At 34.5% G+C, this 17,343-nt stretch carries 12 protein-coding genes; 10 read left to right on the forward strand and 2 right to left on the reverse strand.

Annotation, left to right across the window (positions count from 1 at the left end):
- Nucleotides 1–25: 25 nt before the first annotated feature.
- Nucleotides 26–1,786 carry a helix-turn-helix domain-containing protein gene (locus ACMHJ2_RS00955; protein WP_413511089.1) on the reverse strand — a complete coding sequence of 587 codons (1,761 nt, stop codon included), beginning with the start codon at nucleotides 1,784–1,786 and terminating at the stop codon, nucleotides 26–28.
- Nucleotides 1,787–2,175: 389 nt separating this feature from the next.
- On the opposite strand from ACMHJ2_RS00955, the gene ACMHJ2_RS00960 reads away from it, so the two are divergent.
- Complete coding sequence (locus tag ACMHJ2_RS00960) at nucleotides 2,176–3,048, forward strand: hypothetical protein (RefSeq protein ID WP_413511090.1); 873 nt, start codon at nucleotides 2,176–2,178, stop codon at nucleotides 3,046–3,048.
- A gap of 62 nt (nucleotides 3,049–3,110) precedes the next feature.
- Nucleotides 3,111–4,148, forward strand: coding sequence for a hypothetical protein (locus tag ACMHJ2_RS00965; protein ID WP_413511091.1), 1,038 nt, complete (start codon nucleotides 3,111–3,113; stop codon nucleotides 4,146–4,148).
- A 121-nt stretch (nucleotides 4,149–4,269) separates the two neighbouring features.
- On the opposite strand, the gene ACMHJ2_RS00970 is transcribed toward ACMHJ2_RS00965, so the two are convergent.
- Nucleotides 4,270–6,045, reverse strand: a complete 1,776-nt coding sequence (locus ACMHJ2_RS00970) for a helix-turn-helix domain-containing protein (RefSeq protein ID WP_413511092.1) — start codon at nucleotides 6,043–6,045, stop codon at nucleotides 4,270–4,272.
- 328 nt (nucleotides 6,046–6,373) lie between these two features.
- On the opposite strand from ACMHJ2_RS00970, the gene ACMHJ2_RS00975 reads away from it, so the two are divergent.
- The 8 genes from ACMHJ2_RS00975 (at nucleotide 6,374) to ACMHJ2_RS01010 (ending at nucleotide 17,327) form a co-directional block, all read left to right on the forward strand.
- On the forward strand, nucleotides 6,374–6,955 hold the full coding sequence (locus ACMHJ2_RS00975) for a hypothetical protein (protein WP_413511093.1): 582 nt from the start codon (nucleotides 6,374–6,376) through the stop codon (nucleotides 6,953–6,955).
- Nucleotides 6,956–7,476: 521 nt separating this feature from the next.
- A complete protein-coding gene (gene uvrC, locus ACMHJ2_RS00980; protein ID WP_413511094.1) occupies nucleotides 7,477–9,267 on the forward strand; it encodes an excinuclease ABC subunit UvrC in 1,791 nt (596 codons plus the stop codon).
- A gap of 24 nt (nucleotides 9,268–9,291) precedes the next feature.
- Nucleotides 9,292–11,520, forward strand: coding sequence for a patatin-like phospholipase family protein (locus ACMHJ2_RS00985; protein WP_413511095.1), 2,229 nt, complete (start codon nucleotides 9,292–9,294; stop codon nucleotides 11,518–11,520).
- 219 nt (nucleotides 11,521–11,739) lie between these two features.
- The gene (locus ACMHJ2_RS00990; protein ID WP_413511096.1) at nucleotides 11,740–12,900 is read left to right on the forward strand and encodes a homogentisate 1,2-dioxygenase; all 1,161 of its coding nucleotides are present in this window, start codon (nucleotides 11,740–11,742) and stop codon (nucleotides 12,898–12,900) included.
- 40 nt (nucleotides 12,901–12,940) lie between these two features.
- A complete protein-coding gene (gene hppD / locus ACMHJ2_RS00995; protein WP_413511097.1) occupies nucleotides 12,941–14,101 on the forward strand; it encodes a 4-hydroxyphenylpyruvate dioxygenase in 1,161 nt (386 codons plus the stop codon).
- Between the two features lie 257 nt (nucleotides 14,102–14,358).
- On the forward strand, nucleotides 14,359–15,138 hold the full coding sequence (locus ACMHJ2_RS01000) for a DUF3108 domain-containing protein (protein ID WP_413511098.1): 780 nt from the start codon (nucleotides 14,359–14,361) through the stop codon (nucleotides 15,136–15,138).
- On the forward strand, nucleotides 15,138–16,067 hold the full coding sequence (locus ACMHJ2_RS01005) for a tryptophan 2,3-dioxygenase family protein (protein ID WP_413511099.1): 930 nt from the start codon (nucleotides 15,138–15,140) through the stop codon (nucleotides 16,065–16,067). Before ACMHJ2_RS01000 ends, ACMHJ2_RS01005 begins: the two co-directional genes overlap by 1 nt.
- 18 nt (nucleotides 16,068–16,085) lie before the next feature.
- The gene (locus ACMHJ2_RS01010; protein ID WP_413511100.1) at nucleotides 16,086–17,327 is read left to right on the forward strand and encodes a peptidoglycan DD-metalloendopeptidase family protein; all 1,242 of its coding nucleotides are present in this window, start codon (nucleotides 16,086–16,088) and stop codon (nucleotides 17,325–17,327) included.
- Nucleotides 17,328–17,343: the final 16 nt, after the last annotated feature.

The following is a 17,343-nucleotide window of genomic DNA, read 5'->3' on the forward strand; positions in this document are numbered from 1 at the left end:
ACATCGCTTTATTTTTGATTTTTATCTAGGTTGTAGAACTATTTTTATCCATGTCTTTAAAACTGTGATCTTGTTTGCGCATTTTAATAAAATCAGTGACTGATAATTTAGTAATTTCTTTGAATGCAGAAGAAAAGCCTTTGGCGCTGCCAAAACCAAATTCACTTGCGAGGCCTGTTAAATTAAGCAAACGCAATTTAGGATTATAGGTGAGTTCATGTAGGGCATGTTGGATGCGTAACCGTTTGAGATAGTCTGGAAAATTGACCTTTTTTTCTTCATTGAAAAATTTAGACAAGGTATTGCGATTCGTACCCAATTGACGAGCTAGTTCGTCTTGCGTAATTTTTTGTAGGAATCCTTTTTTGTTTTCAAAATCCTCTAATTTTTTGGTGAGTATCTCTATCGTATGTAATAATTGATTGCTTTCTGTGAGCGCAACAAGAGGTGTGTTAGCGTTTTTTTCTTGTGCAAGAGTACCATAAGAGTGAACCCTTTCCGCAGGGAGAATTAATTGTTTGTATTGTTGCTTTAGGGTTCGTTTTTTTCTTTGATAATAAATCAAACCAAGAGAGCTAACCAAAAAAGCACCCAATAGTACACTATATAAGTAAGATTGACTTTGAGCAAGCTCATGCTCCAATTTTTTCTGAGAAGCTTCGAGTTGTTTAGTATCTAAATGCGTATGCATATACGAACTAAGTTTCGAATTGTTTTTGTGAAGCTCTGACGAAAGTGCCATTAAGAGTTTGGTGTAGTACAATTCTTTTTCTAAATCCTTTTTTTCTTGATAATACGTAATGAGATAGTTAAAGGCTTCACTGAGTTCAACATTGGCGAATTTTTTGTCCTGGTAGAGATGCTCTATTTTTTCAAAATAAGGCAGTGCTTTGGCTTTGTGGTTAGTATCCCAAGCATTTTTACCTAAATACAAATAGAGAAGGTGCTCATTGGCAAAATCACCATTGGTTTGGATGGGAATTAATGCGCTATTTAAGAGAGAATCAGAAGTAGAATACTGTTTCAATCGATGGTTGTAAAGTCCATTGATTAAATCAAAATATGCCGTTTCGAGTACTTCGTCCTTGGCCTTAAGCTGATTTATGGCTTCGTACCCCTTGCTAATTAAATGAGGTATTGTATCGTTTTTTTGTTGGCGAAAATTCGTTTTACTCAACGCAAATACATTGGTAATGTAACCTCTCAGGTTGTTATATGCATTACTGCTATTATTGAGTTGACTTTGGTAATAGGTTAAAGCTTCTTTGGTCACTTTTTCAGACTTGTCATATTCTTCTAAATGATAGTAAATAGAACCTATAGAACTCTTAACCTTGTTCAACGTATATTCATCTTCAGAATGTTTTAGATACTCTTCTGCTTTTAAATCGTATTCTAGCGCCTTTCTGTAATTTTTATTGAGATATTCTACATAACTTTTGGCATTATAGGCGATACCAATCGCTTGAATATTTTTTAATTGTAAGGTATACTGAAGTAAACTATCTGCATATTGGTTTTGAACCTCATAATTTTGATTCAATAAAGTCTTTTTGCGATACCCAATTATAATACTTTCCGAAGCTTGCTCCTTTTTTGCTTTTTGAAGGTAGTATTCAAGATAAATTTCTTTATCTGCCGGAGTCAATAAGTCAGAATTAATACTAAAAAGCAATTCTGATAGAGACCAATTTTTATAATCGGTATTAGTTTGGGCAGATACGGTAAAAGAAAAATACCCACTAAGGAATAAAAGAAAGAATAACCCTGGTTTTATGCAAAACATTTTTTAGCTTTTATCTTTTTTAAAGATACTACTTTTTTTAAACATACAGATGAATACGAGGAATTGACAATTCGTTTGTTTGAGTGACAATTTTTCCATTTCATTTTGTTTTCAGTTGTAATTAGCTGTAGTTAAGTATGTTGAAATACAGTCGCTTCTGAATTGACAATTGGTTAGTTGTTTAAAAAGCAAAACAGGATCCTTTTCGGTTTAGTACATTAAGTTTGTTTTGAAGATTTGTATAAAATCTGTGTTTGTTCGTAGTAGTCCGGAATACTACCTAGAAACAATCAATTAATTGGATAACCAGTGGATTCATCTGCTAAGGTGAATTTACTTAAAAATGTTTTAAGATGAAAAAAGTAAAATTTTAGGTACTACCAGTACTTTTGGCCTTTGTAATTGTATCTTGTGATAGAGAAAATGATTCAACAATCAATTCATTAACAGAAGAGACAAGTGCCTATGAACAAATAACGAATAAGTTTCTTGCCTCTGTTGAACATGAAGTTCAACCGGGTTCTAAGACAACGTATGGATTTTGGGATAAACTTTGGAGGAAAGTAAAACAAATCGGACGAGCTGATGCTGAAACTGCAGGAACGCAAATGCAAGGGGGAAATGTAAATGGAGCATTGTGGGGAGGCATAGGAGCTTCAATAATTGAAATATTTCAACCGTTGGAACCTCTTCCAGGATACCAACTACCTGCGGATATATTTACAGGAGGGTTATCTAATCTTAAACCATTAGATGATGTTGCTTATCCAGCAAATAAATTCGATTCGGAAGGGTATAATCATTATGTCGTTATCAATGATTTGATGAATAATATGGATGCCCTTAAGGTAATAACGGATCAAGAAGAACAGTATGAAAGATTCAAAATGTATATCAGTACTAGTTTATCTAAATTATATCCGACTTTTACCTTTGATACAACTGTAAATTTCTTAGTCCTTAATAGAGACATACAATTGCAACCAGCAGAAAGTTATACGGTAGGAAGTGCTTATTATGATCGTGTATTTCCTTTTAATGGAAAAGAATCTAATCCGAAATTTATTCAGATTTCACAATTGTATGCGCTTTCCTATGAAACTATGAAAGAAGAAGATGTAACTTCTTTTGTTGCGTATTCTAAAGAGATGGAACAGGCTGTTATGAATGATAAAGATTTATCCGCCAACGTAAAAGATGTATTGCTTATTAAAATGGCAACACAAAGATATGGTATAAAATACTACGCTAGTTTGCAATAAAATTAAATAAATACTCAAGAGGGAATCTACTATTTCCTCTTGAGTTTAAAAATAATATGAGGATGGAAATCAGGAAACCGCTATTAAGTTTGTTGTTACTAAGTATAGGCAATTTGTGTGGGCAAACAATTATTAAGGACTGTGGAAAACGGCAACTCGTAGCCAATGTTGTGGTTTATGATGCACAAAATAAAATAATTGGAGTAACGGATCGAGAGGGAAAAGTAGCCTTAGATCCAAATGTACAAGATTTAACCCTTGTACATCCTGAGTATGGGCATGTTGTAGCCGTAAATCAAGCGATCATTTGCTTGGATGAACTTTTGAAGCCAATAGTTATAGAGGTACACTTGGACGTTAAACAAGAATTGATGGATATCCTCCAAAACACATATAATCAGTATCATATAGATCCTTTTGACAAGCAATTTTTTTATTATAAGGGAATGGTTTATGAAAATGATCAGAACGGAGAGTTGTTAGCTAATGAAGAGGGGTATCTAACTTATGACACCTATTATAATACGTCTTTGTATAAGGCTGATAAACTAGCGGATTATTTGGATAACAGCGACATTGTCGCTCGTTCTCCTTTAGGTAAAGAACACAAAGATTATTTCTTTTTTAGCAGTAAAAAACAGTTCAATGCGTTGTTAAAGAGCTTGAAAAAACTAAAGGTCAAAAAGATCAATGCCGATTATTATGTGTATGATGCTACTTGGGATAATTATTGGCTATTTGAAATAGATACAGCTCACAGATGCGTGATACGATTCGTTAATACTGCATTTGAAGGGCGTATTTTTGATATAGGAGATAATGTATTCTTTAAAAGGAAAAGCACATTGGTTCAACGGCTCATTGAGGTAAACTATAAATTGGAAGGAAGAAAAATGAAACAGCAAATTCAATTATATGATTTGTTTGCGTTAACTAATTCACAGACTCAAATGGCAAAGTATTTGACGATAGAGACCGTTAATGAAGAAGATATTGTGATAGAGAGAGGTTTGTCGTCTTTTCAATATGCTTTATTACATGTGCAAAGAATGAAAGAACTTGACAATTTAGTTGAATTGAAAAAGAAAGCAAAAGAGTAAAGTGTTTGTTAATGAATTGAATAATAGAAAGTTGATAAAATGTAAAAACAAAATTACTTGCTTTAGCGTAAAAGGGTTATAAAAATAAAGCGATGAAAAACACCGCTTTATTTACTTTTATCTAGGTTGTGGGATTGCTTTTATCGACATCATTAAAATCCTGATCTTGTTGACGCAATTTGATAAAATCAGTGACCGATATTTTGGTGATTTCTTTAAAGGCGGTGGAAAAGCTCTTAGAATTTCCAAATCCAAACTCTTCAGCAAGCCCTGTTAGATTGAGTAGATGAAGTTTAGGCTTATACGTCAGTTCATGTACCGCATGCTGAATGCGCAGTCGCTTGAGGTAATCAGAAAAATTAATGCACTTTTCTTCATTAAAAAACTTGGATAAGGTATTGCGATTCGTCCCGAATTGACGCGCTAGCTCATCTTGTGTGATTTTTTGCAAGAACCCTTTTTTGTTTTCAAAATCTTCCAGTTTTTTAACGAGTATTTGATTGGTATTCAATAGTTGACTCGTTTCAGGTACCTCCATAAGAGGGATGGAATTATTTTTCTCTTGCTGCAAAGATTGAACTAGGGGTACGGGTGTTTTTAGAGAGGGAGCAATCAGTTGTTTGTATTGCTGTTGGAGTTTTTGCTGCTTTTTCTGGTAATAGAGAAGCCCTGTAAAAACAAGCAAGATAAGCACCGTCACAAGACCATATAAGCCTTTTACTTTGGTTTTACTACGCGCAAGCTCATGCTCTAATTTTTTCTGAGAAGCTTCGAGTTGTTTAGTATCTAAATGCGTATGCATATACGAACTAAGTTTCGTATTGTTTTTGTGAAGCTCTGACGAAAGTGCCATTAAGAGTTTGGTGTAGTACAATTCTTTTTCTAAATCCTTTTTTTCTTGATAATACGCAATAAGGTAAGTAAAGGCTTCACTGAGTTCAACATTGGCGAATTTTTTGTCCTGATAGAGATGCTCTATTTTTTCAAAATAAGGCAGTGCTTTGGCTTTGTGGTTAGTATTCCAAGCATTTTTACCTAAATACAAATAGAGAAGGTGCTCATTGGCAAAATCACCATTGGTTTGGATGGGAATTAATGCGCTATTTAAGAGAGAATCAGAAGTAGAATACTGTTTCAATCGATGGTTATAAAGTCCATTGATTAAATCAAAATAAGCCGTTTCGAGGATTTTATCTTTGGCTTTAAGTTGGTTTGCCGCTTCATAGCCCTTGCGAATTAAGAGAGGTATAGTATCGTTTTTTTGTTGGCGAAAATTCGTTTTGCTCAACGAAAATACATTGGTAATGTAACCTCTCAGGTTGTTATATGCATTACTGCTATCATTGAGTTGGCTTTGGTAATAGGTTAAAGCTTCCTTAGTCGCTTTTTCAGACTTGTCATATTCTTCTAAATGATAGTAAATAGAACCTATAGAACTCTTAACCTTGTTCAACGTATATTCATCTTCAGAATGTGTTAGATACTCTTCAGCTTTTAAACCGTATTCTAGTGCTTTTTTGTAATTTTTATTAACATATTCCACATGACTTTTAACGTTATAGGCTGTACCAATAGCTTGAATATTTTTCAATTGTAGAGTATAATGGAGTAAACTATCGGCGTATTGGTTTTGAACCTCATAATTTTGATTCAATAAAACCTTTTTGCGATACCCAATAATGATACTTTCCGAAGCTTGCTCCTTTTTTGCTTTTTGAAGGTAGTATTCAAGATAAATTTCTTTATCTGCCGGAGTCAATAAGTCAGAATTAATACTAAAAAGCAATTCTGACAAGGACCAATTTTTATAATCGGTCTTCGTTTGGGCAGATACGGTACAAGAAATGTACCCACTAAGTGTTATAAAAAGGAAGGGCAAGAGTTTTTTTAAAAACATTTGTTGAGGTTTTGAAGGTGTATTTTTAAAGTTAGTGCTTTTTTGTGTTTTATAAGGTGTTGATAATCATAGTTTTTACAAATTTTCCGATTGATTTACAAATTTTCCTTTTCAAGTAATTTAAAATATGTAACAGGTTTAAAATCAGTGTTTTTTACAAAATTAACCCTAACAATTACAATACTTCCTTTGCTTAAGAGGTAAAAACTTGTGCTTTTTTAAAAAGCGTACTAAGTTTGCTTTGAAATCATCGGAATAGTAAGTCATAAGTAACGATGAATAATTTGAGTTGAATAAGAAAAGAACATTTGATTTAAAAAGCAAAACTATGAAAAAGATTTATATCTGCGCAGTATTGACTGTATTGTTTGCTTCGTGTAGTGCAGAAGATGGAGTAACTGAATCAACACAAAAGGGAAATACAATTCAAACAATACCACAAGTGAATTGGGGTACGCTAATTGATGATATTCAAAAATCTTGCGAAAGCACAAAGAGTTATGCGAGTACAGCACAATTACTCCTTCATGTAGAGAGTATGGCTTTGGCGAATGCTAGTTTTCTAGCCATAGTTAAACCTGATTATGTGTCACCAACCTTAACGGAAATGGATGACGTGATGCATATGGATGCTCAGCAGTTAATTAACGGGATGAACTATTCCGCAACCGCAAAACAATATTTACAAAACTTGGTGGTAAATGATACCCCTTGGTTGGTGGATCCGCAGTTAAATACTGGATTACAGCCTAAAGAAGTGAAATTACTACAGTTTTTGAGTGATAAGAATGATCCTGATGATGAATGGGATACAAAAAAAACCCTTGCTTTTGCTTATGGATATCAACAAGGACCTGCTCGAGCAGTAGTATTTACGGTAATGGCGCATGAATTTAAAAAAGTAAAATAAAACACAAAAATATAAATGAGTGTTGTTTCTATATAGCTGGCAGTCCGGAATGCTGGTAAGAAACAAGATTTGAATGCTGAAAGAGGGTATGTAAAATGGTATAAAAACAGATACGATTGTCAAATTGAAAAATGGATTCTATCCTTAGAAAGTAAAAAATTAATGGAACTTATAATTACCTATCGGTTTAAAATATTTGCAGTGTTATTGCTACTATGGGCAGGGATGAACTTTTGGGTGTTTCCGTATGCCTGGTTTTGGGTTGCCGTTATTTGTCTGGTTTTGGTTTTGGGGATCAGTATAAAATTGTTTATGGCTAAGCCTTGACTAATTTAATTGATAAATCAGCCTGCAAATAAATTGGCGTTATATAGTTAGCTTTATCTTTTTAAACGGGTAAATGAATAAAGGGTAATATCCATTATGATTGATTAATTTATATGGAAAAAAGCGATGAATTTTCATCGCTTTTTTGTTTGCCTAATTTTAAGCTTTAATTTTGTTGGTAAATCAGAATGTAAATGCAAGTAAAAGAAGAGTTGGCGTTACAAATTCAAACCTTACCGGATCAACCTGGAGTATACCAGTACTTTGATAAGGAAGGCAAGATATTGTATGTAGGAAAAGCAAAGAACTTAAAAAAAAGAGTCAGCTCTTATTTTAATAAAATTCACGACAATGCGAAAACCAATGTATTAGTAAAGAAAATTGTAAGAATTAAACATATTGTCGTTCCTACTGAAACGGATGCTTTGTTGTTGGAAAACAATTTGATTAAACAATTGCAACCGCGCTATAACGTATTGTTGAAGGATGATAAGTCCTACCCTTGGATTTGTATCAAAAAAGAAGCTTTTCCCCGAGTATTCTCAACCCGGCGTATGGTGAAGGATGGTTCGGAATATTTTGGCCCTTATACCAGTTCAAAAACCGTTAGTACGCTGTTGGAGTTAATCAAAGAACTCTACGCCATTCGCACCTGTAGTTATGATTTATCCTTACAAAATATTCGCAGTGAAAAGTTCAAAGTTTGTTTGGAATACCATATTGGCAATTGTGGAGGGCCCTGTGAAGCTTATGAATCAGTGGCACAATATGATAAGAAGATTGCAGAAATACGCGATATATTAAAAGGGAATTTTAAAGAAAGTTTGAAAGGTTTTAAAACGTATATGCTAGAATTAGCGGCTGATATGCGTTTCGAAGAAGCACAACAAATCAAAGAAAAAATCGAATTGCTTGAGAATTACCAAGCAAAATCAACCATTGTCAATCCGAAAATTGGAAATATCGATGTTTTTTCGATTGTTTCAGACGAAACAAATGCCTATGTGAATTTTTTACAAGTTTCTTATGGGGCAATTATTCGTTCTCATAATTTAGAATTGAAGAAGAAATTGGAGGAGACAGATGAAGAGTTGTTAGAATTGGCCATTGTAGAAATCCGAAGTCGATTTGAATTGTTGACCAAAGAGATTTTAGTTCCTTTTGAGGTAGACTTAGGAGAAAGTATCAAAGTTACTGTTCCTAAAGTGGGCGATAAAAAAGCCTTATTGGATTTATCGGAACGCAATGCAAAATTCCATCGTGTCGATCAGTTAAAACAAATTAAAATTGTGGATCCCGAGCGTCATGTAAATCGCATCATGCAGCAAATGATGAAAGATCTGCGTTTGCCTAAAGAACCACGTCATATTGAGTGTTTTGATAACTCTAATATTCAAGGAACTAATCCTGTTGCTGCGTGTGTTGTTTTTAAAGATGGTAAACCCAGTAAAAAAGACTACCGACATTTTAATGTAAAAACCGTTGAAGGACCCGATGATTTTGCTTCCATGGAGGAAATTGTGTTTCGACGATATAAACGCTTAGTAGAAGAAAATCAACCTTTGCCTGATTTAATTATCATTGATGGTGGAAAAGGACAATTGGGTGTGGCTGTTCAAAGCTTGGAAAACCTCGGTTTAAGGGGGCAGATTCCCATTATCAGTTTAGCCAAACGCTACGAGGAAATTTTTTATCCCGGAGATAGTTTTCCTTTGTATTTAGATAAGCGCTCCGAAACAATGAAAGTCATTATTCACCTTAGAGATGAAGCCCATCGATTTGGGTTGACTTTTCACCGCAATCAACGCAGTAAAAATGCGATTACAAGCCAACTAGATGAGGTTCCAGGAATTGGAGAAATGACCAAAACAAAATTGATGAACCACTTCAAATCGGTCAAGAGAATAAGAGAAGCATCGGCAGAAGAAATAGAAAGTGTCATTGGAAAAGCAAAAACAAAGGTTTTATTGGAACATTTGAAGTAAATTAGTAGAATAAAAAGGATAACTATGCGCAGAATTATAGCATTAATGGCAATAGTAATAGCGGCAGGTACGAGTTTTGCCCAAGAAGAAGATCGACCTAAAGTTGGTGTTGTGTTGAGTGGAGGTGGGGCAAAAGGACTAGCTCATATAGGTGTCCTGAAAGTATTGGAAGAACAAGGCGTGCAAGTAGATTATATTACGGGTACGAGTATGGGGGCTATTGTTGGTGGATTATATGCTTCAGGTTATACAGCCACAGAATTGGACTCTATTTTTAGTAGTATAGATGCAACAGCCTTGATTAGAGATTATATTCCGCGTATTTCGAAATCCTTTTATGAAAAGAAAAATGACGAAATCTACGCCTTGAGCTTGCCTTTTGATAAATTCAAAATTGGTTTACCTAAAGCTTTTTCGCGAGGGATGTATAACTATAACTTGATGAATCGATTATTAGCTCATGTACGTCATGTACGTGATTTTAACGATTTAAATATTCCTTTTTTATGTGTAGCTACAAATATTGAAACGGGTAAACCAGTTTTGATTGATTCTGGCTACTTACCACAAGCTATTTTAGCCAGTGGAGCTTTTCCTTCTTTATTTGCTCCTGTTTTAATTGATGGAACTTACCTTATTGATGGGGGAATTGTCAATAATTATCCGATTGAGCAATTAAGAGCTTTAGGTGCTGATATTGTAATTGGCGTTGATGTTCAAGATGGACTCAAGTCGATAGATGAGATTAGTGGTGCAGCAGATGTGCTTCTTCAAATCTCAAATTATTCTACCATCAACCAGATGAAGAATAAAATTGGAGAAACCGATATCTATATCAAACCTGATATCTCGGGGTATACCGTAATTTCCTTTGAAGATGGTAAAGCAATCATCCAAAGAGGTGAGGCGGCGGCTAAGGTACAATTAGAAGAAATAAAAAAAATCGGCGGAAACAAAAATGTTTTACAAAAACAATTTGTACCTAAATACACCGATAAATTACATATTAATTCGATTGATATTCACGGATTAACGCGTTTTACACAGCGTTATGTACATGGTAAATTAGGATTTAAACCCCATAGTTCCATTACGTTTGCTGATTTGGAACGAGGAATAGATCAACTTAATGGTACCGATAACTTTAGCAGTATTTCCTATCGCTTCGATAAAGTAGAAGGAGGAGATGATCTAGTTTTGGATATCGTAGAAAATCCTACCATGCGCTATTTAAAGTTGGGGGTTCATTACGATGGACTGTATAAATCTGCCGCGTTGATTAACGTGACACAGAAGAATTTACTCATGAAAAGCGATGTGGCTTCCTTGGATGTTGCCGTAGGAGATAATGTACGCTATAATTTTAACTACTTTGTTGATAACGGGTTTTATTGGAGTGTGGGTATCAATTCCAAATATAACCAGTTTAGTACCGATTTGCGTTTTAAAAGATTATTTGAGAGTGATAAGTTTGAATTACCACCAGAAATTGATCTAAGTAGTTTACCTTCAAAATTTAATGTCAATTATAAGGATTTAGAAAATCGATTGGTGTTTCAGACGTTTTATCAACAAAAATTTCTTTTAGCAGTAGGACTAGAACATCGCTATTTTGATATTAGAAGTAATACCTTAACGGTTAAAGAAAGTACTTTTGACCAAAGTAGTTATGTAGGTGGATTTGCTAATTTTACTTTTGATACCTATGACAACAAGTATTTTCCTAGAAAAGGATTCATGTTTAAAGGCGAATATAAAAATTACTTTTATTCCTCAGATTATTTGAGAAATTTTCAAAATTTCTCAACCATTACCGGACAAGTAGGATATGCTACGGGGCTAACGGATAAGTTATTCCTAGATTTAAGATCCAGAATGGGTGCAACCATCGGAAATACCCCTTCTATGGGATTTATGTACTTTCTAGGCGGATATGGGTTTGCTGAACGCGATAATCTAATTCCGTTTTTTGGCTATGATTTGCTCAGCATTATGGGAAATTCCTATATTACAGGGTCTATCAATTTGGATTATGAAATCTTTAAAAAGCACCATATCAACTTTACAGCTAATTTGGCGAATGTAGGAGAAGATATTTTTACAGGTTCTGACTGGGTCTTTAAATCCAAATATTCAGGGTATTCACTTGGTTATGGGATGCAAACAATGATAGGTCCTATTGAAGTGAAATACAGTTATTCACCAGATACCGGAAGTAGTTATACTTTTTTCTCCGTTGGTTTTTGGTTTTAATTAAGAATAAATTTTTGTTAACTTCTTGTTCTTTAATAATAAGCAAATAAAATTTGGTTATAAAGTTGGATATATCAATTTTATTTCGATATTTGTGATATTATGAAAATACAATGGGACGGTTTATTGGCTTACATTAAGTTTCTGATCAAGAGAAATCCTGAATGAGAAACTTTTACTTATATCATTTTTTTTCCAACCTTAAAACTATAAGTAATTATGCCTTTATATCATCGCTTAGGGAGTATTCCCCCTAAACGTCATACGATTTTCCGCAAGGAAAACGGTGACTTATATTATGAACAATTGTTTGGTACCGTTGGCTTTGACGGAATGTCAACCAATATGTACCATGTACACCGACCAACGCAGGTGAAAGAAATACGTAAACAGTATTCTGTTGCACCTAAGATTGCGAAAGCAAATAACATTCAATCTTACCGACTGAGAGGATTCCAAGTAGAACCCGAAAATGATTTTTTAGAAAGCCGAAAAGCAGTTTTGACCAATAGTGACTGTACCATTGTATTAGCGGCTCCTAAAAAGTCTATGGAGGATTATTTCTACAAAAACACCGATTCAGATGAATTAATTTTTATCCATAAAGGAACTGGAACACTGCGTACTTTTTTAGGAAATCTAACCTTTAAATACGGAGATTACTTAGTTGTGCCAAGAGGAATGATTTATAAAATCGACTTCGATACGGAAGATAATCGACTGTTTATCGTAGAATCTAAACACCCTTTCTATACGCCTAAAAGATATAGAAACTGGTTTGGACAGTTAATGGAGCATTCTCCTTTTTGCGAAAGAGATATCCGCCTTCCAGAAAACTTAGAAACGTACGATGAAAAAGGAGATTTCGTAATCAAGTTGAGAAAGCAAGACGAAATCTTTGAGATGGTATATGCCACACATCCTTTTGATGTCGTTGGCTATGATGGATATAATTATCCGTATGCCTTCTCTATTCACGATTTTGAACCAATCACAGGGCGTATTCACCAACCACCTCCGGTGCACCAAACGTTTGAAACTGCTGGTTTTGTAGTTTGTTCTTTTGTGCCAAGATTATACGATTATCACCCAGATTCAATTCCTGCCCCATACAATCACAGTAATATTGATAGTGATGAGGTATTGTATTATGTAGATGGAGATTTTATGAGTCGTAATGATATTGCACCAGGACACATTTCACTGCACCCAGCTGGAATCCCACACGGACCACATCCAGGTGCTGCTGAGCGATCTATCGGTAAAACGAGTACAGAAGAGCTAGCTGTAATGGTTGATACATTCAAACCGTTAATGGTTACGGAAGAGGCCATGAAAATTGCTGATGAGCAATATTACCAATCGTGGTTAGACCACTAAAAAAAACAAAAAGAATAAACAACAACAAAAACTATATTTTATGAGTAAAGAAGTAAAGTCGGTTGAATTTGGCTTAGAAAAAATATTTGAAGGAGCGCAAGATTTCTTGCCTTTATTAGGAACAGATTACGTTGAATTTATCGTAGGTAACGCAAAACAAGCGGCGCATTTTTATAAAACTGCATTTGGATTCCAGTCTTTAGCTTATGCTGGTTTAGAAACAGGAGTAAAGGATAGAGCATCTTATGTATTAGTTCAAGATAAAATCCGCATTGTTTTAACTACACCTTTAACAGCGGAATCTTCTTTAAACGATCATATCGTTAAACATGGCGATGGAATTAAAGTAGTTGCTCTTTGGGTAGAAGATGCTCGCAGTGCATACGAAGAAACAACAAGTCGCGGTGCTAAATCATATATGGAGCCTGTAGTTGAAAAAGACGAATTTGGAGAAACCGTTCGCGCAGGAATCTATACTTATGGAGAAACTGTTCACATGTTTGTAGAGAGAAAAAACTACAACGGAGTATTTTTACCAGGTTTCGTAAAATGGGAAAGCGACTATAACCCAGAACCAGTTGGTTTGAAATATGTAGACCATATGGTGGGGAACGTAGGATGGAATGAAATGAATACGTGGGTGAAATGGTATGAGGATGTAATGGGATTTGTTAACTTCTTATCTTTTGACGACAAACAAATTAATACAGAATATTCTGCATTGATGAGTAAGGTAATGTCAAATGGCAATGGGCGTATTAAATTCCCAATCAACGAACCAGCAGAAGGAGCTAAAAGATCTCAAGTTGAAGAATATTTAGATTTCTATAATGGATCAGGTGTTCAACATATCGCTGTAGCTACGGATGATATCCTTACAACTGTTGCGAAAATGAGAGCTAGAGGGGTTGAGTTTTTATCTGCTCCACCACAATCATACTATGATGCAATTCCAGCTCGTTTAGGAGTTCATATGGAAATGATGAAAGAAGATCTCAAAGAACTTCAAAAATTAGCTATCTTAGTGGACGCGGATGAAGAAGGATACCTATTGCAGATTTTTACTAAACCAGTTGAAGATCGTCCAACTTTATTCTTCGAAATTATTCAAAGAATGGGGGCAAGAGGCTTTGGTGCAGGTAATTTTAAGGCGCTTTTTGAATCTATTGAGCGCGAGCAAGAGTTAAGAGGGACCCTATAATTGGAGTTAAGAATATCTTAAATACCTTCATTTTGAATAGGTTATAGTTAAAGTGAGGTTAAAAGACATGGGATATATGAATAATCAATAAAAAACTATACATTTGCACTCGCAAAAATAAAGATGTCATAAGCTTTATTTGAGTGTAATAAATTTTTCATAATTTATAGTTTTTTGGTTGGTTAATAGCATAAAAACTCAGTCAATTTTTTGACTGGGTTTTTTTGTTTCTTATTTTTGAATAAAATTAGCTAACTATGAAAAAAATAGTATTTGTTTTTTATACCTTCCTACTTTGTGCGAGTCTTTCCTTTGCACAAACCAAACCAAAAGCCTTTAAGGCAGGTGAATATCTGAAGTTCAGAGTTTCCTATGGAATTATAAACGCAGGTATTGCTGAGTTAGAGCTATCCGATGTTACCTATAAAGGAAAAAGCATGTACCATGCCAAAGGAATTGGGTATACCACCGGACTTTCCAAAGTATTCTTCAAGGTTTATGATGATTATCAAAGCTATTTTGAGAAAGATCAAGTTGTACCGCATCGCTTTATTCGAAAAATAGATGAAGGTGGTTATACGAAAAACCAAGAAGGCTTTTTTGATTATACGAAAAATAATGTCGTCGTAAAAGATTACGAGAAATCGAAAGAAGGGACCTACCCTATTGTTGCAGAAGTACAAGATATTGTATCTGCTTTTTATCATTTGAGAAATAACCCTAAATTAGATAATCTAAAAAAGAATGAATCCATCGAAATAGATATGTTTTTTGATGGAGAGATTTTTCGTTTTAAATTATTGTACTTAGGAACGACAGAATTGAAAACGAAATGGGGTAAAGTTAAAGCATTAACTTTTAGGCCCTACGTAATGGCAGGTCGTGTTTTTAAAGAAAAAGAAAGCTTAACGGTTTGGGTATCTGCCGATGCCAATAAAGTTCCCTTGCGAATTAAAGCTAGTTTGGCCGTAGGTTCATTAAAAGCAGATTTAGAGGAGTATAAAGGGCTTGTTTCAAAATTAAAAATTGAAAAATAATGGATGATTTAATGCTTCAACATATAAAAAGTTTAGAAGAAAAGTTTACAAAAATGGGACAAAATCCCAAAGTGCATTTAGAAGGGTTGGTCTATGCAAAGCCTTTGACCTATTGGGATTATATCCAAACGGATGCGCTTTTAGGATTGCAAATTCAACGCAGTTTGTATCCAGATGAAATGGTGTTTATCCTCTATCATCAGGTGAATGAATTGTTATTTAAAATGATTTTGTGGGAAATGGATCAATTAGCCGTTACTACACAAATTGAAGTTCATATATTTACAGATAAATTGATGCGAATTAGTCGATATTTTGATATGTTGACTAATTCTTTTAGTATCATGGGAGATGGAATGGATATCGAACAATACAATAAGTTTAGAAATACATTAGCACCCGCAAGTGGTTTTCAAAGCGCACAATACCGATTGATTGAATTTGCATCAACGGATTGGATAAATTTAATCGATAAACGCTATAGTAAAGATTTATCGGAAAATATTTCAGAAGAAGAAGCGTTAGAGTTTATGTATTGGCAAGCAGCCGGAAAGAACTATAATACTGGAGAAAAATCTTATTTGCTCGGAGCGTTTGAAAAGAAATACAGTCAAACTTTTGTTAAAGCAATGAAAGACTATGAAAAGACAAATTTATGGCAGAAATTTGTTGAACTTCCAAAAGAAGCACAAGAACGGCCAGAATTAATTCAGGCAATGAAACATTATGATTATACCGTAAACGTAACCTGGGTTATAGGGCACTATAAAACGGCACTTAAGTACTTGGAAAGCACTGGAGTAACTAAAGAGGCAACGGGAGGAAGTGATTGGAAAAAATACATGCTACCTGAATATCAAAAACGCATATTTTTTCCTGCCTTATGGTCAGAAGAAGAACTAATGAATTGGGGAAAAGGATTGATTTAAAATAGAAAAAGAAAAGTTTTGAAGTATAAGATTATTATATTGTTAACAGGACTACTCCTTTTTGCTGCTTGTAAAAAAGAGGCAGAAATGGAAATGAGCACAGATACTGAAGAAGATACAGTAGAAGAAATTGTAGCCGAGTTATATGGTTTTAAATTGAAAGACTATGTCGTAACGGAAGATACGATTCGGTCTGGAGATAATCTAGGCAAGATTTTTGGCACTTATAATCTGAATGCTACGGATGTGCACGAGATTGTTTCCAAAGTAAAAGATACAATCAATGTAAAAGGAATACGCGCAGGGCAACCTTATACGTTGATAAAATATAAAAATAACCCTGATAAATTGGCAGCGTTTATCTACCATCCCAATATTTCGGGCTATCAGGTTATTGACTTACGCGATAGTATCACCGCTTATACCAAAACATATCCTGTTACTATAAAAAGAAGAACAGTGGCTTCAACCATCGATGGGTCTTTATCGATGAGTTTGAGTAAAGAAGGAGTCGATCAATCTTTGGCGACGAGAATGTCCCAGATTTTTGCTTGGTCTATTGACTTCTTTAAGCTGCAACCGGAAGATCGCTTCGCGGTTACTATTGAAGAAAAATACATTAACGATACCGTTTATGTTGGAATTTCAAAGGTAGAAGCGGCTTATTTTAATTATAGAGGTAAAGATTTATATTCCTTTCCGTATCAAAGACAAGGAGCGAAAGGTATCGATTATTACGATGAAGAAGGACGTCCAATGAAGAGTATGTTCTTAAAAGCACCTTTGAAATTCTTTAGAATTACTTCGAGATATACCAAGAGTAGATTTCATCCTGTTCAAAAAACATGGAAATCACATAATGGGACTGATTATGCTGCACCTACGGGTACAGCAATTATGACTACGGCTTCAGGTGTTGTTGAACGAACAGGATACACAGCAGGAAATGGAAATTATGTCAAAGTAAGACACAATGGAACATATTCGACGCAATATTTACATATGTCAAAAATCATAGCCAGAAAAGGACAGTTTGTAGAACAAGGACAAACAATCGGATTGGTTGGAAGTACGGGTTTAGCTACGGGGCCTCATGTTTGTTATCGATTTTGGAAAAATGGGGTTCAAGTAGATCCGTTAGGACAAGTTTTGCCTAATTCAGAGCCCATGGATAAAAAAGATATACCCGCTTTTAAAGCGCATATTCAACCTTTAAAAGCAGAATTAGATACTGTGATTAAAGAGAAATTTAACAAATAATACTGTATTAAATAAA

It is taken from the genome of Myroides odoratus, assembly GCF_965118575.1.
GTDB lineage: Bacteria > Bacteroidota > Bacteroidia > Flavobacteriales > Flavobacteriaceae > Flavobacterium > Flavobacterium odoratum_B.